This window comes from Pseudomonas sp. MCal1, from assembly GCF_026341415.1.
In the GTDB taxonomy this organism is placed as follows: Bacteria; Pseudomonadota; Gammaproteobacteria; order Pseudomonadales; family Pseudomonadaceae; genus Aquipseudomonas.
The window spans coordinates 66,305-85,375 of record NZ_JAKUMP010000006.1 but is presented as its reverse complement, the minus strand read 5'-3'; the positions used below and the strand labels follow the sequence as shown (position 1 = coordinate 85,375).

18 protein-coding genes, 1 pseudogene and 1 riboswitch are annotated in these 19,071 nt (G+C 60.7%); of the genes and pseudogenes, 9 read left to right on the top strand and 10 right to left on the bottom strand.

What is annotated here, in order from left to right; all coding sequences use genetic code 11:
* Positions 1–162: 162 nt before the first annotated feature.
* From MKZ87_RS11830 to MKZ87_RS11815, 4 genes are all read right to left on the bottom strand, one after another.
* Positions 163–1,527: a DUF1329 domain-containing protein gene (locus MKZ87_RS11830; protein ID WP_085700859.1), complete on the bottom strand. Its 1,365-nt coding sequence runs from the start codon at positions 1,525–1,527 to the stop codon at positions 163–165.
* A 28-nt stretch (positions 1,528–1,555) separates the two neighbouring features.
* Positions 1,556–3,445: a DUF1302 domain-containing protein gene (locus MKZ87_RS11825; protein ID WP_085700860.1), complete on the bottom strand. Its 1,890-nt coding sequence runs from the start codon at positions 3,443–3,445 to the stop codon at positions 1,556–1,558.
* A 336-nt stretch (positions 3,446–3,781) separates the two neighbouring features.
* On the bottom strand, positions 3,782–5,464 hold the full coding sequence (locus MKZ87_RS11820) for a fatty acid--CoA ligase (RefSeq protein WP_266200954.1): 1,683 nt from the start codon (positions 5,462–5,464) through the stop codon (positions 3,782–3,784).
* Positions 5,465–5,620: 156 nt separating this feature from the next.
* A complete protein-coding gene (locus MKZ87_RS11815; protein WP_085700862.1) occupies positions 5,621–6,250 on the bottom strand; it encodes a LysE family translocator in 630 nt (209 codons plus the stop codon).
* Positions 6,251–6,341: 91 nt separating this feature from the next.
* Here MKZ87_RS11815 and MKZ87_RS11810 point away from each other — a divergent pair, with 91 nt between their 5' ends.
* From MKZ87_RS11810 to MKZ87_RS11800, 3 genes are all read left to right on the top strand, one after another.
* A complete protein-coding gene (locus MKZ87_RS11810) occupies positions 6,342–7,307 on the top strand; it encodes a 2-hydroxyacid dehydrogenase (RefSeq protein ID WP_234205977.1) in 966 nt (321 codons plus the stop codon).
* Between the two features lie 33 nt (positions 7,308–7,340).
* Positions 7,341–8,339, top strand: a complete 999-nt coding sequence (locus MKZ87_RS11805) for a class I SAM-dependent methyltransferase (RefSeq protein ID WP_227233512.1) — start codon at positions 7,341–7,343, stop codon at positions 8,337–8,339.
* 40 nt (positions 8,340–8,379) lie between these two features.
* A riboswitch (yybP-ykoY riboswitch) is annotated at positions 8,380–8,502 on the top strand.
* Positions 8,503–8,590: 88 nt separating this feature from the next.
* Positions 8,591–9,175, top strand: a complete 585-nt coding sequence (locus MKZ87_RS11800; RefSeq protein ID WP_007956837.1) for a TMEM165/GDT1 family protein — start codon at positions 8,591–8,593, stop codon at positions 9,173–9,175.
* Positions 9,176–9,219: 44 nt separating this feature from the next.
* Here the strand turns inward: MKZ87_RS11800 and MKZ87_RS11795 are convergent, their stop codons facing one another.
* A complete protein-coding gene (locus MKZ87_RS11795) occupies positions 9,220–10,038 on the bottom strand; it encodes a M48 family metallopeptidase (RefSeq protein ID WP_085700865.1) in 819 nt (272 codons plus the stop codon).
* Positions 10,039–10,300: 262 nt separating this feature from the next.
* Here MKZ87_RS11795 and MKZ87_RS29010 point away from each other — a divergent pair.
* Both MKZ87_RS29010 and MKZ87_RS29005 read left to right on the top strand, forming a co-directional pair.
* Positions 10,301–11,587: pseudogene (locus MKZ87_RS29010) on the top strand (HAMP domain-containing protein); the annotation flags it as partial.
* Positions 11,588–11,599: 12 nt separating this feature from the next.
* Positions 11,600–12,442 carry a methyl-accepting chemotaxis protein gene (locus MKZ87_RS29005; RefSeq protein WP_416383550.1) on the top strand — a complete coding sequence of 281 codons (843 nt, stop codon included), beginning with the start codon at positions 11,600–11,602 and terminating at the stop codon, positions 12,440–12,442.
* A 138-nt stretch (positions 12,443–12,580) separates the two neighbouring features.
* On the opposite strand, the gene MKZ87_RS11785 is transcribed toward MKZ87_RS29005, so the two are convergent.
* Genes MKZ87_RS11785 through MKZ87_RS11775 form a run of 3 tightly spaced genes read right to left on the bottom strand, consistent with a single transcriptional unit; the run spans position 12,581 to position 13,693 of the window.
* The gene (locus tag MKZ87_RS11785; RefSeq protein ID WP_266200953.1) at positions 12,581–13,204 is read right to left on the bottom strand and encodes an SOS response-associated peptidase; all 624 of its coding nucleotides are present in this window, start codon (positions 13,202–13,204) and stop codon (positions 12,581–12,583) included.
* 36 nt (positions 13,205–13,240) lie between these two features.
* Entirely contained in the window at positions 13,241–13,501 is a 261-nt protein-coding gene (locus MKZ87_RS11780) for a putative signal transducing protein (protein WP_085684752.1), read from the bottom strand.
* Between the two features lie 9 nt (positions 13,502–13,510).
* Positions 13,511–13,693: a CPXCG motif-containing cysteine-rich protein gene (locus tag MKZ87_RS11775; RefSeq protein WP_007951671.1), complete on the bottom strand. Its 183-nt coding sequence runs from the start codon at positions 13,691–13,693 to the stop codon at positions 13,511–13,513.
* Between the two features lie 139 nt (positions 13,694–13,832).
* Between MKZ87_RS11775 and MKZ87_RS11770 the strand changes: the two genes are divergently transcribed.
* Entirely contained in the window at positions 13,833–14,999 is a 1,167-nt protein-coding gene (locus tag MKZ87_RS11770) for a 1-acyl-sn-glycerol-3-phosphate acyltransferase (protein ID WP_234205979.1), read from the top strand.
* Positions 15,000–15,048: 49 nt separating this feature from the next.
* On the opposite strand, the gene MKZ87_RS11765 is transcribed toward MKZ87_RS11770, so the two are convergent.
* Positions 15,049–15,327 carry a hypothetical protein gene (locus tag MKZ87_RS11765; protein WP_085700869.1) on the bottom strand — a complete coding sequence of 93 codons (279 nt, stop codon included), beginning with the start codon at positions 15,325–15,327 and terminating at the stop codon, positions 15,049–15,051.
* A 193-nt stretch (positions 15,328–15,520) separates the two neighbouring features.
* On the opposite strand from MKZ87_RS11765, the gene MKZ87_RS11760 reads away from it, so the two are divergent.
* A complete protein-coding gene (locus MKZ87_RS11760) occupies positions 15,521–15,727 on the top strand; it encodes a hypothetical protein (RefSeq protein ID WP_039766399.1) in 207 nt (68 codons plus the stop codon).
* 57 nt (positions 15,728–15,784) lie between these two features.
* Here the strand turns inward: MKZ87_RS11760 and MKZ87_RS11755 are convergent, their stop codons facing one another.
* Positions 15,785–16,369 carry a YajG family lipoprotein gene (locus tag MKZ87_RS11755; RefSeq protein ID WP_085684758.1) on the bottom strand — a complete coding sequence of 195 codons (585 nt, stop codon included), beginning with the start codon at positions 16,367–16,369 and terminating at the stop codon, positions 15,785–15,787.
* Between the two features lie 190 nt (positions 16,370–16,559).
* On the opposite strand from MKZ87_RS11755, the gene MKZ87_RS11750 reads away from it, so the two are divergent.
* Complete coding sequence (locus MKZ87_RS11750) at positions 16,560–16,793, top strand: hypothetical protein (RefSeq protein WP_234205981.1); 234 nt, start codon at positions 16,560–16,562, stop codon at positions 16,791–16,793.
* Between the two features lie 700 nt (positions 16,794–17,493).
* Positions 17,494–19,002, top strand: coding sequence for a malate dehydrogenase (quinone) (gene mqo / locus MKZ87_RS11745; protein WP_085700870.1), 1,509 nt, complete (start codon positions 17,494–17,496; stop codon positions 19,000–19,002).
* The last annotated feature ends 69 nt before the right edge of the window (positions 19,003–19,071 follow it).

The following is a 19,071-nucleotide window of genomic DNA, read 5'->3' as shown; positions in this document are numbered from 1 at the left end:
TGGCGGCGTAGCAGATGCCCGCAGACTAGCCTTAAACGGAGCGGTTATGAAGGTCGTTGCTACAAATGGCTACAAAAAGGCTACGGAAAAAGCGACAGACAAAAAAACGCCCCGAACCTGTCGGGGCGTTTTCACGAGGATGCGGCCTCGGTTTACAGGGGCTTAGCGAACACCATCCTGACGCAGAGCGGCTGGAGTGAAGTCGCTGGTGGTGGCGGTAAAACCGAAGTCATACGCCGACTTCTCTTCGTTCTTCATGCCCAGCGCCAGGTAACGGCCGGACTGCAGATCGTAAAGGGTCTCCAGGGTGTACCACGGTACCTGAACGTTGTAGTAGTCCTGCGCGTGAGCTTCCGCCACGCGCCACAATTGACCACGACCGTCGTAGTGATCGATCACCGCCGCTTGCCAGGTGTCTTCGTCGATGAAGAAGTCGCGCTTGGCATAGATGTGACGCTGACCTTCCTTCAGGGTCGCGGTCACGTGCCAGACCCGACGCAGTTCATAACGAGCCAGATCCTGGTTGATGTGCCCGGCCTTGATGATGTCGGCGTACTTGAGCTTCGGATCGTCGAGCTTGTAGCTGTCAGAGGCGATGTACATTTCTTGCTTGCCGATCAGTTTCCAGTCGTAACGGTCCGGTGCGCCGTTGAACATGTCCAGGTTGTCGGAAGTCCGCAGGCCGTCCGCCGCGGTACCCGGGCCGTCATAGGACACTTGCGGTGCACGGCGCACACGACGCTGACCGGCGTTGTAGACCCACGCCGAACGCGGTTCCTTCACCTGGTCGAGGGTTTCGTGCACCAGCAGCACGCCACCGGCCAGACGTGCCGGCGCGGTCACTTTCTGCTTGAAGTAGAACAGGATGTTGCCCGGGTTCGCCGGATCGTAGTCCTTCATCTTGTCGCGGAATACGAACTGGTCCTGGAAGTACACCAGGCTGAACGAGCCGTTCGGTTGCGGCGTGGCCTGGGTCACCAGACGGGTCACGCTGCCGCCGCGATAGCGGGTGATGTGGTTCCAGATGACTTCCACACCGCTTTTCGGAATCGGGAACGGTACGGCGGTATCGAAGTTTTCCAGGCCGTTGCCACCCGACACCAGGGTCGTGGTGGTGGCGTTCTTCTTGATGGCGGCGAATACCTCATCCGGCACGGTGGCACCACGATGAGACGGATAGACCGGCATCTTGAAGGTGTCAGGGTAACGCTGGAACATCGCGTACTGACCCGGCGCAAGCTTGGCTTTGTACTGATCGACGTTCTGCTTGGTGATGGTGAAGAGCGGCTTTTCACTGGCGTACGGGTCGGACAGGAAGCCTTTGCTGTCGACGGTGCCGGCATTCTTCGGCATCGGTTTCCAGGCCGGGATCGAGCCGTCCGCGTTACCGGCCATTTCGGCGCCCATCGGGGTCAGGCTCTTGCCCAGCTTGTCCGCTTCGGCGGCAGGCACCGCCGCCATGACGCCGGTCGCCAGCAGCGACAGGCCCAGAACACCGGCGTGGAACAGACTTTTTGTTATTTTCATAAATTCGTTCGTCCTGAAAATGCAGTGCTTAGAAGTTCACGCCGAGGCTGAGCGCCACGAAATCGCGGTCATCCACGGTGCTGTACTTGCCGTCGAAGAAGTTGGTGTAGGCCAGGCTCGCGGTGTAGGTGTTCTGGTACTCGGCATCGACACCCAGGCTGACAGCCTTGCGACCTTCCTCGAAGTTGCCGCCAGGGCCTGGCGAGTAGCCGCTGACGTCGTGGGACCAGGCCACGTTCGGCTTGAGGTTCACGCCGGCGAACACATCGTTGTATTCCCAGATCGCACGACCGCGATAACCCCAGGACATCGACGTGGTGAAACCGTCATTGTCGCAATTGCGACTACGGTTGTTCTGCGGTGAGCCAGGTCCGGCGCCATTGATGGTGCCGTTGTTGAGGATGTTGACGCAGGTGTTGGTGGTACCGGTGGCTGGCAATTCGCCCGGGCCGAAGACCGGATCACGGCCATAGCGCTTGTCGGACCGGCTTTCCAGACCGCCCACGTAAGTCATGCCCACCTCACCCACCAGGGTCAGACGGCTAGCGCCCATGACCTGATCGAAGAAGTGCGTGAAGGTGGTTTGCAGTTGAGTGATTTCCTTGCGCTCGTAGCCATGCAGATCCTGGCCTGGCACACCGTTGAGCAGCGAAGCGTTGGCATACGGGCCGCCCAATGGACGCACACCGGCGAACAGGATGTCCGTGGAGTTCAGTTGTACCGGCGCATTCGGGCGATAGCTGATCTCACCGCTCCACGCCGTACCGGTAGGCAGGGTGGTGGAGAAGCTCAGACCGTAGAGGCGGATGTCCTCTGGGTATTCGACGAAGTACTTCGAATTGCCGGCGACCAGCAGAGGCCCGAGCGCCTGGAACGGACCTGGCAATGCGGCCACGCCGTTGTAGACCGATTGCGGCGCGCCAGTGGCACTGAAGATCGGCGCACGGCTGTGGTAATTCATGAAGTAGGCACCGAACTCGGTGTCCAGCGGTTCGAACATGTACTTGAGGGACGCGCCCCACTGGCCGCTGTCGCGCGCATCGCGATCGGCGCCGCGCGGCACCAGCACACCTTCTTCATTGACGTTGACGCCGTTGGCCGCCAATGGCCCCAGGGCAATGGCCGGGATCTGCGAGCGCTTGTTCAGCACGCGCAGGTTGTCGGTGCAGCCATCGGCAATGATGTCCGGCTGGGAGAAGAACGTGCCGCAGTTGTCGACGACGGTCTGGTCCCACTCCAGCTGATAGAAAGCTTCGGCCGACAGGTTGTCGGTCAGGCTCTGGGACACATAGAACATGTTGACCGGGATCAGGCCTTCCTTGATCTCGGCGCCCGGACGACGGAACGCGGAAACGTCGATCGGGTTGATCGAGTTGATGCCGCCGCCGATGAAGGTACTTTCACCCCAGCTCACCACCTGCTTGCCCAGACGCACGGAGCCTGGCTGATCGGCGATCGCGTAGTTGTGGTAGACGAAGGCGTCGAGGATCTGACCGCCGGCGGACTTGGCGCCTTCCTTGCGGTTGCTGTCGCTGATGTCCTTGAACTCGCGGCTCTCGTCCTTCAGTTCGAAGTCGTACCAGTACTTGCCACGGACGAACACGCCGGTGTCGCCGTATTTCAGCTCGAGGTCATGGATGCCCTTGAAGATCTTCGAGAAGGTCTCGCCGCTCTTGAAGTTGGCATGGCCGTCGTCGGAAGTCTGGGACAGACCGTGGCCGCCGTTGTTGACGCCGATGAGGTTCTTGTTCGGGCTCTGGGTGGACCAGCTGGCACCGATCGACAGGGAGGAGTCGAACTGGCCTTCGATTTCACCGACGTTGAAACTGACGCCGAAAGCGGGCCCGGCGAGCGAAGAAGCAAGACTGACGGCCAGAGGCAGCTTTGCCCGGCGCCAGAACTGGTTTACTGAGGTCATCGACGCTACTCCATGTGCATTATTGTTATGGCAGTGAGTACTTTTAAAAACGCCTGAAGGACCGGGCGCCAGAGGCTTACCGAAATCGCTTCAATGTTGCATCGCCCCGTTAGTGCGTGTGCCCCGTTCTTAAAAATCCTTGAGCGGACTATAGCCAGCAGGGGGTACTGCTTGATCCCTCTAAAGTGTGATTTGCAGCTGCCGGCCACTCTGGAACAGTCCTTTCGCCAGTCCGACACATGTCGGCACGGCAAGGATGGCTGAAAATTCGGATTTCACAAGCCAAGCGCTTGCTTGGTGGGTCTGGCGCGCCGTTTTCGGCGCGCCAGCGGACGCTCAGAGCGTCGAGAGGAAGGTGCTGTTGTTGGCCTGCCATTCGGTGATGTCGAGGCGGATGCGCTTCTTGTCGAGCTTGCCGACACTGGTCTTGGGAATTTCAGTAACAAGCGCGATCTGGCTCGGGATCGCCCACTTGCTCAAGTGCCCCAATTCAACGAATGGCTTGAGGTGTTCCTTGAGCTCGCGCGCCCCGATGGCATGCCCTTCGCGGACCACCAGCAAGGCAAATGGACGCTCGCCCCACTGTGGATCGGCAATGCCCACCACTGCTACTTCACGTACCGCGACATGGCGACTGATCAGGTCTTCGAGATCCAGCGAGGAAATCCATTCGCCGCCGGTCTTGATCACGTCCTTGATCCGGTCGCGGATGTCGATCACGCCCATGCTGTCGATCGTGGCGACGTCACCGGTGTGCAACCAGCCTCCGGCCCACAGCTCGGCGCCCTTCTGCGGTTCGTTGAAATAGCCTTCGGTCAGCCACGGTGCGCGCAGCACCAGTTCGCCTTGGGTTTCACCGTCGGCCGGGAGGAAATTGCCCTCGCTGTCGATGATCGCCGCCTCGACCAACGGTCCCGGCACGCCGGCCTTGATCCGGTAAGTAGTGCGCTCGTCTTCGGTGCCCGCCATCAACTCATCGTTCAAATGCGCGCAAGAGACCAACGGCCCGGTTTCCGACATGCCATACGCGGCCGTCAGTTGAATGCCCTTGCTCTTGGCCGTTTCATACAGCGTGCGATTGAGCGCACTGCCACCGATGACGATTTTCCAGCCGCCGAAATCGGTGTCTTGCGCGCCCTTGGCGTTGAGAACCATCTGCAGGATGGTCGGCACGCAGTGGGAAAACGTGACCTTTTCCTTGCGCCACAGCTCGACCAGAAATTCCGGGTCGTAACGCCCCGGATAAACCTGCTTGAGCCCGAGCATGGTCGCCACATACGGCAGGCCCCAGGCATGCACGTGGAACATCGGGGTGATCGGCATGTACACGTCGTTGGTGCCCAGCAGCCGCACGCTGTCGATGGCGCCCATGATGGTCGACACACCCATGGTGTGCAGCACCAGTTGCCGATGGGTGAAGTACACGCCCTTCGGATTGCCGGTGGTGCCCGTGGTGTAGAACGTTGTGGCGACCGAGTTTTCGTCGAAGTCCTGGAAGTCGTACAGCGGACTCGCCGCCGCCAGCAGTTGCTCGTACTCGCCCACCAGGTTCGGCAGATCGGCGCTTTTTTCCGGCAGATCGGTCAGCAGCAGGGTTTTCTCCACCGTGGCCAGGTGTGGCGCGATGGCCTGGTAAAGCCCGACGAACTCGCTGTTGACCAGCACGAAGCGGTCCTCGGCGTGGTTCATGGTGTAGAGAATCTGTTCCGGCGACAGGCGCACGTTGATGGTGTGGATCACCGCGCCGATCATCGGGATCGCAAACATGCATTCGAGGTAGCGATGGCTGTCCCAGTCCATCACCGCCACGGTATCACCGGCCTTTACGCCGGCCGCCGTCAGCACGTTGGCCAGCCGCGCGACCCGCTCGATCAGGGTCGGGTAGCTGTAGCGCAACTGGTCACGGTAGATGATCTCGCGGGTTTTCTCGTAACGGGCGCCCGACATCAGCAGCCGTTTAATCAGCAGTGGATACTGGTACGCCCCTTCGGCGGGCGGAATAACGCGAGTCTGCAACATAAGAATCCCTTTTCTGACTGCACGGTGTTGGCTTTGGAGTTTCGTACTCTAGAACCGTTATACGTCAGCCAAATCAGCCAAAGGAATGATTTGCAGAGCCGTACAAATGCTAGCTTTGCGCCAGCATTTGCCGAAACAGATGACAGCTCAGAAGGATCAATGCATCTCGGTGAACGCGAGTTTCACGCCGATGGCGATCAGCACCGCGCCCATGGTGCGGTCGAACCAGTGGCCCATGCGGGCGAAACCGGCACGCACGCGCTGCTGGCTGAACAGCATCGCCACCAGGCAGAACCAGGTTGCAGTCGCAGCCGCCAGGTAAATGCCGTAACCGGCCTGCACTGCCAGTGGCGTGTGCGGGTTGATCACCACGGTGAACAGCGACAGGAAAAACAGCGTGGCTTTCGGGTTCAGGCCGTTGGTCACGAAGCCTGAGGTGAAGGCGCCACGTGCGGTGCGCTCGCCGGCCTCTTTGTGCAGATCATCGGTCACGGTTTTCGCCGGTTGCGCACGCAGGGCCTTGAAACCGATGTACAGCAGATAAGCGGCGGCGGCCCATTTCAGAGCGTTGAACAGCACGATCGATTGGGAAACGATCAGGCCGATCCCCAGCAGCGAATAACCGACGTGCAGGAAAATCGCCGTGCCCACGCCCAGTGCCGTCCAGGTGCCGGCGCGACGCCCGTGGGTCACGCTCTCGCGCACCACCACGGCGAAATCAGGACCGGGGCTGGCGACGGCCAACAGGTGGATCAGGGCAACGGTCAAGAATTCGGTCCAGTACATGGGGGCTCCTTTCGGCCAAGCGTAACGAGTTGTTTCATCTGGTAGGCTCGGCAGATTACGCCTTCCCTTCAAAGCACAACAGGTACAGTTGATGACGAACGCCCACCGCGCCGTATTCCTCGATCACCCGTCGCTGGATCTTGGCGATCTCGATCTGAGCCCTTTGCGTGACTGCTTCAGCGATCTGCAACTGTTCCCCCAGACGTTGCCTGGGCAAGTGAGCGACCGCCTGCAAGGGGCGACCGTGGCGATCAGCAACAAGGTCCTGATCGACGCCGCCGCCATGGCCGCCAACCCACAGCTGAAACTGATCCTGATCACGGCCACCGGCACCAATAACGTCGATCTGGCCGCCGCCCGCGCCCACGGCATCACCGTGTGCAACTGTCAGGGTTACGGCACGCCGTCAGTGGCGCAGCACACGATCATGCTGCTGCTCAACCTCGCCACGCGCCTGGCCGATTATCAAAAAGCCGTCGGCGAGGGCCGCTGGCAACAAGCGAAACAGTTCTGCCTGCTGGATTACCCGATCGTCGAGCTGGAAGGCAAAACCCTGGGTTTGCTCGGACACGGTGAACTCGGCGGCGCAGTCGCGCGACTGGCCGAAGCCTTCGGCATGCGCGTGTTGCTGGGGCAGATTCCGGGGCGCCCGGCCCGTCCGGATCGCCTGCCGCTGGAAGAATTGCTGCCGCAGATCGACGCCCTGACCCTGCACTGCCCGCTCAACGAACATACCCGGCATTTCATCGGAGCCCGCGAACTCGCCGCGATGAAACCCGGCGCCTTCGTGGTCAATACCGCCCGTGGCGGGCTGATCGACGAACAGGCCCTGGCCGATGCCCTGCGCAGCGGTCATCTGGGCGGCGCGGCCACCGATGTGCTGAGCATCGAACCACCGACCAACGGCAATCCGCTGCTGGCGGTCGACATCCCACGCCTGATCGTCACGCCGCACAACGCCTGGGGCAGCCGCGAAGCGCGGCAACGAATCGTCGGCCAACTGGTGGAAAACACCCAGGCGTTCTACAGCGGTAAGGCGCTGCGGGTCGTCAGTTGATAAACTGCGGCACTTTTTTTCACAGGAGCAGTTATGGATCCGCGCAGTGAAGTACTGCTTCGTCAGGCCGAGTTATTCCAGGGTTCGGTATTGTTGGCCGGTTTGCCTGCCGATGATTTGCTGGGGCGTCTGCCCGACGCGTTTGGATGGTGCTGGCACGCCGGCGATCAGGCCGCACTCGATGCGCGTTTCGAAGGTCGCAGCCATTTTGGCGTAAACGTGCCGGAACGCGAATTCACCAGCGCCGTGGTGTTCCTGCCCAAGGCCAAGGACCTGACCGATTACATCCTCAATGCCGTGGCTGCGCGTCTGGCCGGGCGCGAGGTGTATCTGGTCGGGGAAAAGCGCAGCGGCATCGAAGGCGCGTCCAAACAGCTCAACCCGTTCGGCAAACCACGCAAGCTCGACAGCGCGCGCCATTGCCAATTGTGGCAAGTGACCGTGGCCAATGCCCCGCAAGCCAAACCACTGGAAAGCCTGGCGCAGACTTACGAACTGCCGCTGGCCGAAGGCCCATTGAAGGTCATCAGCCTGCCGGGCGTATTCAGCCACGGCCGACTGGATCGCGGCAGTGCCCTGCTGCTGGAACACCTGGACAAACTGCCGAGCGGACATTTGCTGGACTTCGGTTGCGGCGCCGGCGTGCTCGGCGCGGCGGTCAAGCGTCGTTACCCGCACAATCAGGTCACGTTGCTCGATGTTGACGCCTTCGCTGCCGCCAGCAGCCGTTTGACTCTGGCGGCCAACGGTCTGGAAGCCGATGTGCTGACCGGTGACGGCATCGACGCCGCACCGATGGGTTTGAACGCGATTTTGAGCAATCCGCCGTTCCATGTCGGCGTTCACACCGACTATTTCGCCACCGAGAACTTGCTGCGAAAAGCGGCCAAACATCTGAAAAACGGCGGTGAACTGCGCCTGGTTGCGAACAGCTTCCTGAAGTATCAACCGTTGATCGAAGAGCATCTCGGAGTCTGCGCGATCAAGGCCGAAGGCAATGGTTTCCGGATTTACCGGGCCAAGCGCGGCTAAAAATTAGCACTTGCCGAATGGATTCGGCCTAGGCAGAATCCGCTCCGTCCTAGGGGAGTAGTCTCCCACGAGCGCCAAGCTCGTCCGGCATACGTCAACATACTTGATCCTCAGATCATGGCGTATGCGACCCAAGCGTCCGCAGCAGACGGATCGCAGGGTTTGACAAGACCTATGACACGCACACCTTACCCGGGGCGGGAAGGCTGTACGTGTCATAGCCGTGTCGACCCGCCCCTTAGGAAATCCTGATGCTGGACTCGTTACTCGTTCCCACCGCAATCGTTGCCTTGGCCGAAATCGGCGACAAGACGCAACTGCTCGCGCTGATTCTCGCCGCTCGCTTCCGCAAACCCTGGCCGATCATTGCCGGTATCGTCGCTGCGACCCTGGCCAACCACGCAGCAGCCGGTGCGGTTGGCGCCTGGTTCGGCAGCTTCTTCTCGGATTCCGTCCTGCACTGGATTCTCGCCGCGAGCTTCGCCGCCACCGCCCTGTGGACGCTGGTGCCGGACAAGATGGATGACGATGAAGCCAGCACCGCCCGCAAGTTCGGGCCATTCCTGACCACGCTGATCGCGTTCTTCCTGGCGGAAATCGGCGACAAGACCCAGATCGCCACGGTGATGCTGGCCGCGCAATACCCGGAGCTGTGGCTGGTGATTATCGGCACCACGGCGGGCATGCTGATCGCCAACGTGCCGGTGGTACTGGCGGGTAATTTTGCAGCAGAGAAACTGCCGTTGACCCTGATCCGTCGACTGGCCGCCTCGGCGTTCCTGATCCTGGCGATCGTTGCGGTGTACAAGGCGATGCAGAGCAGCGGCTGGGTTTGATCCGGCAGAACGCTCCCGCACTCAGTGCGGGAGCGATCATTGTTTCAGGACTTGGGCGCTTTCTCGTACAGCGGCATGACCTTCGGAATTGCCGCTTCCAGGGAAGCGATCCGGCTGGACGACGCCGGGTGAGTGCTCATGAATTCTGGCGGTGCACCTTCGGACGCCTTGCTCATCTTGTTCCACAGGGTGATCGCGGCATTCGGGTTGTAGCCGGCACGTGCGGCCAGTTCCAGGCCGATCAGGTCGGCTTCGTTTTCGTTGGCGCGACTGTTGGGCAGCGTCATGCCGTAGTTGGCCACGGTGTCAGCCAGCGCCAGGCTGTCCTGACCCAGACCGAGCAACGCACCGGCGCCCTGCTTGGCCATTTCGATGCCATAGGCCTTGGACATTGCTTCACGACCGTGCTCGCGCAGGGCGTGGGCGATTTCATGGCCCATGACCGCAGCGATTTCATCGTCGGTGAGTTTCAGGCTGTCGATCAGCCCGGTGTAGAAAATGATCTTGCCGCCAGGACCGCAGTTGGCGTTGAGTTCGTCACTCTTGATCAGGTTCACTTCCCACTTCCACTGCGCCGAATCCGGACGGAAATTCGGTGCCTGGGCGATCAGCCGGTTGGCGATGGCCTGAATGCGCTTGGCATCGTTGCTGGTCTTGTCCAGCACGCCTTTGCTGGACGCTTCGCCCACGGTCTTCTGATAGGACTGGGCATACATCTGGTCGACCTCTTGCGAGGACAGCATGCTGAACATGTACTGCTTGCGCTCCACGCCCACGGCACCGCCGCTGGTGGTGTTGACCGACTGACAACCGGCCAGCAACAGCGCCGCGCTCAGTGCACTTACAACCAATGTCTTGTTCATTCAAAAGCTCCCTGAAAACCTGCCGCGTATCCTAGGCGGGTAATTGTATCGACGCCAGATACAACGGACGTGTTGCACGCACTTTCAGAAAACGCCCTCTGACCTGTAGGAAAAAATTCATACCCGCCGGCAAATCCTGCGCATCCGCGTCGCGCACGGGTCCATTTGCGACATCCGCCTGCAATTACTCGTCCGCAACCTCATGGCGCAATAGCGGCTGCCGATACAACAGCGCAGACGTCCTCTCGCGTGCGGAGCTCCCATGAAGTTCAAGTCGATCCAGTTTTCCGTGGCCGCCCTGGCCGGCGCCATCGTACTCAGCGTAGTCGCCGCGCTGGTGCTGTATGCGCTGTTCTCCGGTGCCCGCACCCAGGAAATGGTCCAGCAACGGACCCAGGCCCAGTTCGAGCAAGTCATCGAACAGCGCCTGACCTCGCTGGCACAGACCCAGGTCAGCCAGATCCAGCGCGAACTGGAAGCGCCGCTGTTGATCGCCGGCGGACTGGTGCGGGTCAACGCCCTGCTCGGCACGCCGGGCGCCGATGGCCAGCCGCGACTGACCGTCAGCCGCGAGCAACTGATCAGCCTGATCAAAGAAAACGTCGAGAAGAACCCGAAGATTCTCGGCACCTACATCGGCTGGGAAAAGAACGCGCTGGATCACAATGACGCGGCTTTCGTCGGCACTAGTGTGGTCGGTATCGACCCTGCCAACGGGCGCTTCCTGCCATGGTGGTTCCGCAACGACGACGGCACCCTCGGCCTGGACAAACTGGTGGACGTCGATGACCAGAAAGTCCTGTCCACCGGCATACGCGCCAGCGAGTACTACCTGTGCTCGAAAGAAACCAAAAAATCCTGCGTGATCGATCCCGCCCCGTACAAGGTCGGCGACAAGATCGTCATGCTCGCCTCCTTTATTGAACCGATCATGCTCAACGGCGCCTTCCAGGGCATCGTCGGCGCCGACCTGTCGGTGAACTTCATCCAGGAAATGCTCCTGGGCGCCAACCAGAAGCTGTACGGCGGCGCCGGGCAAATGGCCCTGATCGGCGGCAACGGCCGGATCGTCGCCTACACCAAGGACCCGAGCAAATTCGGCGAGAAGGTCAGCGATATCCTCGACGCCCAGCAGATTGCCAACATGGCCAACCTCAAGCGCGGCGAAGTGACCTATTCCGTCAATAAAGAGCAAGGCCGGATCGAGCTGTACCTGCCGTTCGGCATCGGCCAGACCGACGCGCGCTGGACGCTGATGCTGCAACTGCCGCTCGACGCGGTGATGGCCGATCTGCAAAAGCTGCAAGGCGACCTCGACGCCCAGCGCAAATCCGACACGTTCGGCATGGCCATGGTCGGCCTGCTCATCGCCGGCCTCGGCCTGCTGGTGATCTGGCTGGTGGGCCACGGCATCGCCCGACCGCTCAAGCAAATGGTGACCATGCTTGATGACATCGCCCAGGGCGAAGGCGACCTGACCCGTCGCTTGAGCAGTGACCGCAATGACGAACTGGGCTCGATCGCCAAGGGCTTCAATACCTTCCTGGCCAAGTTGCAGGCGATGATCACCCAAGTGGTGACTTCGGTGCAGAGCGTCAGCGACTCTTCGGAACACACCGCCGATATCGCCATCCGCACCAACATCGGCGTGCAGAAACAAATGGCAGAAATCGATCAGGTCGCCACTGCCGTGCAGGAAATGACCGCCACCGCCCAGGACGTGGCGCGCAATGCGACCCAGGCGGCGCAAGCCGCCAGCCATGCGGATCAGGCAGCGGCGCAAGGCATGCAGATCGTGCGCGACACCTCCAATTCGATTGGCGTGCTGGCCGTGGAAATCGGCAAGGCCGTGGATGTGGTGCAGACGCTGGCCAAGGACAGCGAAAACATCAACGCGATCCTCATCGCCATTCGCGGGATCGCCGAGCAGACCAACCTGCTGGCCCTCAACGCGGCGATCGAAGCCGCCCGTGCCGGTGAGCAGGGACGCGGTTTTGCAGTAGTGGCCGATGAGGTGCGCAATCTGGCGCAGAAAACCCAGCAGGCCACCGAAGAAATCCAGAGCATGATCCAGCAACTGCAACAGGGCACCCGCGATGTGGTGCGGGTCATGGAAGACAGCCAGAATCGCACCGATGAAAGCGTGCAGCACGCGGCCAAGGCCGCCGAGGCGCTGGAGACCATCACTCAGGCAGTGTCGGTGATCAACGACATGAACACCCAGATCGCCAGCGCCGCCGAAGAACAGAGCGCGGTGGCGGACGATATCAACCGCAACGTGATCAATATCGGTCAGGTGGCCAATGAAGTGGCCGGTGGCGCGGATGAGTCGAGTTCGGCGAGTGCCGATCTGACCAAACTGGCGGAGCAGCAGCGGCGGTTGATCAACCAGTTCAAGGTGTAAAGACGCCGGAAGGTCCTTCGGACCTTATCGCGAGCAAGCTCGCTCCCACAGGGGAGCGTGTGATCACAAAGTGTGTGAGCACCGAAAATCCAGTGTGGGAGCGAGCTTGCTCGCGATTGGGCCGCGAGCAGCGACACATCAGGCCGGAGTCAGACACTCCGGCCCGTTGAGCTTCGGATCATTGACCAGGTTCGCCAGCACCCGCTCGCGCAAGGCGGCGGGCTCGCTGGCGAGCAAACCCTGCAGGACATGCAGCGGCGTTTCGGGATCAAGCCACGCCGCCTGCCCCGCCTCATCAAGAATCAACGGTCGGCGCTGACTGGCCGCAGGCTGGGTGATGACCGCCGTGCTCAGCCACACTTGTTCCTGCACCGGATACGCTTCCCAGATCGCCGCAAAAAACAACGAAGAACCTTCCCCCGGCGTCAGCCAGTACGGACGCTTGCGCGTGGTGCCGCGCCATTCGTAGAAGCCGTTGGCCGGCAACAGGCAGCGGCGCAGGCGCAGGGCCTCACGGAACATCGGTTGCTCGGCGACGGTTTCGGCCCGGGCGTGGGCCGGCGTACGAGAAAGATCGGTCAGCCACGGCGGTGTCAGCCCCCAACGGGCACGAGCCAGCGCGCGCTGGCCGTCGGGTTCGGCGCGCAGCATCAATACCGAATCGTTGGGGGAAATGTTCCACTGCGCCTGCTGGTCGGCAGGAAAACCGGGCAGGTTCGCGAAATCGCGGTTCCAGCGAAACAGGGCATAACGTCCACACATGGGGCAACACGACTCACAAATAAAACGAACGCCAGCCTAACAGACCAGCGTCCCGGGATAGCTGTCCGGTTCATCGCCGGGCAGCGGCAGCGCGGCATTGTACGCACTGATCAGCTCGCGGGCGTATTCCGCCTGGTCATCATCCACCGACAGGCCCAACAGACCGAAGATCGGCAACTCGCCCGTACCGCCCAGCAGATCGCGCCCGACCAGGTGCGCCTCGATGCCTTCGCTGGCAAGCATGCCCTTGAGCATCTCGCCTTCCATCAGGTTTTCCGGCTCGTAGATTCGCTGCATGGGCGCGCCTCACTCGTTTTCGCTGAAGACTTCCAGAAACCAGTCCTCTCCATGGACCTGCAACACAAAGGTGATCGGCCGACAACAGACCTGACAGTCCTCAATATAAGTCTGGTCGCCACCGGAGAGATCCACGGTCGTCTCGACCTCTTCACCACAATACGGACATTCATATACTGCGCTTTCCAGCATCGCGGTCTCCCAGGTGACTTGTGCGTATAATCGCCGGTCTATTTGCAGGGCTATTTTTGTCTGGCTACTTTTTCAGACCGTGCCCCGTTGGTTTTCGATCAAAACCTTTACTTACCCTAGCCGTTTCCAACAAGAGAGCATGATGGGCGAATTCGATGCCATCCGACCTTACGACGACAGCGAAGTACCTGCGGTACTGGCGCGACTGCTCGGCGACAAGGCGTTTCTAGATATCCTCACCCACTTCCGCTTCCCGCGTTTTGCCGGTGCCTTCGGCTGGATGCTCAAACCACTTATAGCCCATCGGCTGCGTCGTGAGTTTGCCGACGTGACCTCTGTGGCCACATTGCAGGACAAGGTCGAGTTCTACGTCGACCACACCATCGAGCGCGCCACCGATGGCGTGACCTACACCGGTGTCGAGCAATTCAAGTCCGGCAGCGCCTATCTGTTCATCGCCAATCACCGCGACATCGTGATGGATCCGGCCTTCGTCAACTACGCCGTGTACCACGCGGGCCTGCCGACGCCGCGTATCGCGATTGGCGACAACCTGCTGCAAAAGCCGTTCGTCAGCGACCTGATGCGCCTGAACAAGAGCTTCATCGTGCACCGCTCGATCACCGGGCGCCGGGAGAAAATGGCCGCGTACCAGTTGCTGTCGGCCTATATCAACCACTCGATCCGCAACGACTGCGCCTCGATCTGGATCGCCCAGGCCGAAGGCCGCGCGAAGGACGGTGACGACCGTACCGAGTCGGCGATCCTCAAGATGTTCCACATGAGCCGCAAGGACGAGCCGTTCGGCGAGGTCATCCGGTCGCTGAACCTGACCCCGGTGTCGATCAGCTACGAATACGATCCGTGCGATCAGGCCAAGGCCCGCGAGCTATATATCCGCGCCACCACCGGCACCTACAGCAAGGCGCCGGGCGAGGATGACGTGAGCATCGCCAAGGGCATCACCGGTTATAAGGGCCGGGTGCACGTGAACTTCGCCGCGCCGATCACCGAGCTGTTCGAAGACACCAAGCAATTGGCGGTCGAGATGGACAAGCAGATTCTCGGCGGCTACCGGCTGTTCCCGGTGCATTACCTGGCGTACGCACAGTGGGCCGATGCCGATCCGCAGTTGAACGTGCCGAAGGCTGCCGAAGTGTTCGGTGCCGAAGAACTGGCCAAGGCCGAGGAAGAATGGCAGAACCGTCTGGACGCCTGCCCCGAGGAGCATCGTCCGTATCTGGTGCTGCAATATGCGACGCCGGTGCGCAATCAGTACCGGGTCAAGGCTGGACTGCCGCTGTAAGCGGTATCGGCCAGATACAGGAACGGCGCCTTCGGGCGCCGTTTTTCGTTCAGAAGCGGGTACTGATCCAGGACACCAATAACGCCAGACCAAGGCAGGCGAAACCGAAGCGGTAGAAAAAGCGGTTCATGCGCAGAGTCGCCCAATCGAGCACCGGCTCCTGATCAGGTTTCTGCTGACGCTGGGCCGCGATACTGGCCATGGCCCGTTGTTCACGGCGACGGGTCGCATGCAGCAGCCAACTGCCGGGGAAGGCCAACAGCAGGGCCAGCAGGTTGATCAGTTTGGCGGGATGGGCGGTAAACAGCGTCATCAAGTGCAGCGACATCACAGACCTCAATCTAGACCGGTTTGGCGAACGCCAGACCGACGACCGCGGCGCGGATTCTACCGAAACACTCCCCGACTGCCCTACCCTTTGCGACAAATAACCCGTCAATCGACCGATGGCTGTCCTGTGTCACGGCATCGTCATTTGTTTCAGTCACCCTGCGCGCCTCGAAACCGACACGGAACGCGACATGCTTCACGCTGAAAACCAGGATCGCCTGTACCTCATCTCTCCGTCCGACGAACAGCAGACCCTCGTCGGCAGCCTGGCCTTCAATGTTCAGGATCGTCACTGGCTCGTGTACTGCGCCCTCGGCGGGCACCAGCATGCGGACTTGCCCGAGACCGATCTGCTGACCGGCGTCAGCGTCCTCGACTTCTATTCGCAAGCCGCCTGAACGAAAAAAACCCGGGGCCATCACTGGCTCCGGGCTTTTTCACATCTGGCGCATGCCTTATTCGGCGAGGATCTGGCCGATGCTCGGGTCCTTGAACAGACGAGTCAGCGCATCGCTCAGCACGTCGCTGACCAGTTTGGTGTTGGTCTCCTGATTCGGCGCCATGCCGAAACGCTGGTCCAGCGACGCGCCGTAACGGCCGCTGTAGCGACGGTTGCCGCTCTGCACGTCGGAGCGGAATGTCGCGCCGATGGTGGCTTCGGTCACATACATGCCTTCTTTCGGCGACTGGTATTTCAGTTCAGTCAGGGTCACGGTCAGCTGTGGAGCATTCATCGCGCCATTGGACGGGGTGAAGCCCAGCAGACGCACCGCCGCTTCGGCCTGGGCCTGCAACTTCGGCAGGATCTGCTCGCGCTGCACGGTGATGGCGCTGGTCTCCGGGTACAGACCGCCACGGGTGCCAAGGGTTGGCGACGGACGACCGTCCACGACGCGAACCACGACAGGCTGGCCGTGGCCGACCGGTGCCAGCTGAGTGGTCAGCTTCGGTTCCGGGCTCAGTTGTTGCGGGCTGTGGGCGCAGCCAACCAGGGTCAAACTGGTCACAGTGATCAAACCGAACAACAGGCGTTGCAACATGCTCTTCTCTCCAGAATCAGGCACAGACAGGCCGGCAGTATAGCGGTGGGCCACTGTGGGTCACCAGCACTGAAATCTCAGACAAAACCCGTTGCCAGCGGTTCCTGTCACACATTCTTCACCCCCCATACACGTTCGCGTCACGGCGTTTTGACAAGCTTCCTCACAGATCCCCAAAAGGAACACTGCCATGCGCTATCTGATCTCGTTGTTCGCTCCACGCCCGCTGCACCGCAGCTTTGCCCTGCTCGACCGCAACGGCCATTGCCAGGCTTTCAAACAGTGCCGCCTGCAGCCAATGGGTGACGGCTGGGTGGAAATCGAGGAAATCCGTCTCAACTGGTTGCACCAGCCACTGCCTGCCAGCGCCCGGGTCGAACAGCAGCGCCCACGCGCACGCGCTCAGGCGATGTTGAGCATCTGACCGGATGCCTAATAAAAGTCATTAAACTCGACCAACTCCCCGCATTTCTTCGATACAATCTCCCCCCGATTATAAGGACGTCTCCTGATCGGGCCTCGCAACAGCGTCAATGCGCTTGCATTGGCATCCAAATCGCCCACAGAGAGCCGCCCACACAGATCGAGTGAAGCTGGCGTGCTTGCTGTTTCCCTGGCAAATCCCGCTTTTCGCGAATCTGCAGAGCTGTCATGACGCTCGGCCACTGAGTTGTTTGCCCCTCCGGGCACGGTGCCAGCCCCGGACAGCCCTTTTTGAGGTTCACGTCTTCAAAAGAGCGTGAAAAAAACGGGTTTTCACAACTTCACAAGAGTGTGGCGAGCAAATGAATAGTTTTGCGTCTGAACATGCACCATTAGCGTCTGAAACAGCCCAACGACACAGGAACGGGAACGCCTCGAATACCGGAGCCTGAAGCCTGTCCGCTACGGATTTGGTTGCACAAACGGATGTCTCGACCATAAGTCGAATTGCCAGCCGCGTGCCGAAATGAGTTCATGGAACTCTTTAAGCCAGGCCGCACGCATCCGTCGAAGTTGCGAAAAATTGCGAAGATTCGGACATGGCACACCTGACCAAGGATACCCGGGGCCCAACTGACCTGCCCTGGACGCCTGGCAGCCATGCCGACAATTTGGTGCTGCAGATTTTGGAGACGCGTTAAATGGCGCATAACGAAGCAGTCGACGTAGTTCTGGTTGGGGCCGGCATCATGAGTGCCACCCTCGCAGTACTGCTCAAAGAGCTCGACCCGGCGATCAAGCTGGAAGTCGTCGAGCTGATGGATTCCGGTGCCGCGGAGAGTTCCAACCCATGGAACAACGCCGGTACCGGCCACGCCGGCCTGTGCGAGCTGAACTACACGCCGCAGGCTGCCGACGGCACCGTCGACATCAAGAAGGCCGTGCACATCAACACCCAGTTCGAGGTGTCGAAGCAGTTCTGGTCGTACCTGACCAAAAAGGGCACGTTCGGCTCATGCAAATCCTTCATCAGCCCTGTGCCGCATCTGAGTTACGTCGAGGGTGAGAAAGGCGTGTCGTTCCTCAAGGAACGCTTCAACGTGCTGCACAAGCACCACGCTTTCGCCGACATGGAATACACCGAAGACAAGGCGAAGATGGCCGAGTGGATGCCGCTGATGATGCCGGGTCGTCCGAAAGACCAGGTGCTCGCCGCCACCCGCGTGATCAACGGCACCGACGTCAACTTCGGCGCCCTGACCAATCAGTTGCTCAAGCACCTGACCAGCGCACCCGATGCTCAGGTCAAGTACTGCAAGCGCGTGACCGGCCTCAAGCGTAACGCCAACGGCTGGACCGTCAGCATCAAGGACGTCAACAGCGGCAACACCCGTGAAGTCGACGCCAGGTTCGTGTTCCTCGGCGCTGGTGGCGCGGCCCTGCCGCTGCTGCAAGCCTCGGGCATCGAAGAAAGCAAAGGCTTCGGCGGCTTCCCGATCAGCGGCCAGTGGCTGCGTTGCGACAACCCGGAAGTGGTCAAGCATCACCAGGCCAAGGTTTACAGCTTGGCCGCCGTGGGTTCGCCGCCGATGTCGGTACCGCACCTGGACACCCGCGTGGTCGACGGCAAGAAATCCCTGCTGTTCGGGCCATACGCCGGTTTCACCACCAAGTTCCTCAAGCACGGTTCCTTCATGGACCTGCCGCTGTCGGTTCGCGCCGGCAACATTGGCCCGATGCTGGCCGTGGCGAAAAACAACATGGACCTGACCAAGTACCTGGTCAGCGAAGTGATGCAGTCGATGGAGCAGCGCCTGGAATCCCTGCGTCGTTTCTACCCGGAGGCGAAAGCTGAAGACTGGCGCCTGGAAGTGGCCGGCCAACGGGTGCAGATCATCAAGAAAGACCCGAAAAAAGGCGGCATCCTGCAGTTCGGTACCGAACTGGTCGCGGCGAAGGACGGCTCGCTCGCCGCCCTGCTCGGCGCTTCGCCAGGCGCTTCGGTGACCGTTTCGATCATGCTGGAACTGATCGAGAAATGCTTCCCGGAAAAGGCCAAGGGTGAGTGGGCTGCCAAACTGGCGGAAATCTTCCCGGCCCGCGAAAAGGTCCTGGAAACCGACGCTGCGCTGTATCGCAAGATCAACACGCAGAACAACGTCGCGCTGGAACTGGTTGAAGCCAGCAACGAGACCGAAAGCTACGCCTGATTCGGCTCCATGAAAAAACGCCCCGCACTCGGTGAGTGCGGGGCGTTTTTTATGCCTGTGGAAAACTTC

Bases quoted from the DNA above. Each gene is read 5' to 3' on its own strand.
- MKZ87_RS11825 (WP_085700860.1), bottom strand. From the start codon at position 3,445: ATGACCTCAGTAAACCAGTTCTGGCGCCGGGCAAAGCTGCCTCTGGCC.
- MKZ87_RS11800 (WP_007956837.1), top strand. From the start codon at position 8,591: ATGCTGGACTCGTTACTCGTTCCCACCGCAATCGTTGCCTTGGCCGAA.
- mqo (WP_085700870.1), top strand. From the start codon at position 17,494: ATGGCGCATAACGAAGCAGTCGACGTAGTTCTGGTTGGGGCCGGCATC.
- MKZ87_RS11760 (WP_039766399.1), top strand. From the start codon at position 15,521: ATGCTTCACGCTGAAAACCAGGATCGCCTGTACCTCATCTCTCCGTCC.
- MKZ87_RS11815 (WP_085700862.1), bottom strand. From the start codon at position 6,250: ATGTACTGGACCGAATTCTTGACCGTTGCCCTGATCCACCTGTTGGCC.
- MKZ87_RS11810 (WP_234205977.1), top strand. From the start codon at position 6,342: ATGACGAACGCCCACCGCGCCGTATTCCTCGATCACCCGTCGCTGGAT.
- MKZ87_RS11780 (WP_085684752.1), bottom strand. From the start codon at position 13,501: ATGCAGCGAATCTACGAGCCGGAAAACCTGATGGAAGGCGAGATGCTC.
- MKZ87_RS11785 (WP_266200953.1), bottom strand. From the start codon at position 13,204: ATGTGTGGACGTTATGCCCTGTTTCGCTGGAACCGCGATTTCGCGAAC.
- MKZ87_RS11775 (WP_007951671.1), bottom strand. From the start codon at position 13,693: ATGCTGGAAAGCGCAGTATATGAATGTCCGTATTGTGGTGAAGAGGTC.
- MKZ87_RS29005 (WP_416383550.1), top strand. From the start codon at position 11,600: ATGATCACCCAAGTGGTGACTTCGGTGCAGAGCGTCAGCGACTCTTCG.
- MKZ87_RS11750 (WP_234205981.1), top strand. From the start codon at position 16,560: ATGCGCTATCTGATCTCGTTGTTCGCTCCACGCCCGCTGCACCGCAGC.
- MKZ87_RS11820 (WP_266200954.1), bottom strand. From the start codon at position 5,464: ATGTTGCAGACTCGCGTTATTCCGCCCGCCGAAGGGGCGTACCAGTAT.
- MKZ87_RS11765 (WP_085700869.1), bottom strand. From the start codon at position 15,327: ATGTCGCTGCACTTGATGACGCTGTTTACCGCCCATCCCGCCAAACTG.
- MKZ87_RS11770 (WP_234205979.1), top strand. From the start codon at position 13,833: ATGATGGGCGAATTCGATGCCATCCGACCTTACGACGACAGCGAAGTA.
- MKZ87_RS11805 (WP_227233512.1), top strand. From the start codon at position 7,341: ATGGATCCGCGCAGTGAAGTACTGCTTCGTCAGGCCGAGTTATTCCAG.
- MKZ87_RS11755 (WP_085684758.1), bottom strand. From the start codon at position 16,369: ATGTTGCAACGCCTGTTGTTCGGTTTGATCACTGTGACCAGTTTGACC.
- MKZ87_RS11830 (WP_085700859.1), bottom strand. From the start codon at position 1,527: ATGAAAATAACAAAAAGTCTGTTCCACGCCGGTGTTCTGGGCCTGTCG.
- MKZ87_RS11795 (WP_085700865.1), bottom strand. From the start codon at position 10,038: ATGAACAAGACATTGGTTGTAAGTGCACTGAGCGCGGCGCTGTTGCTG.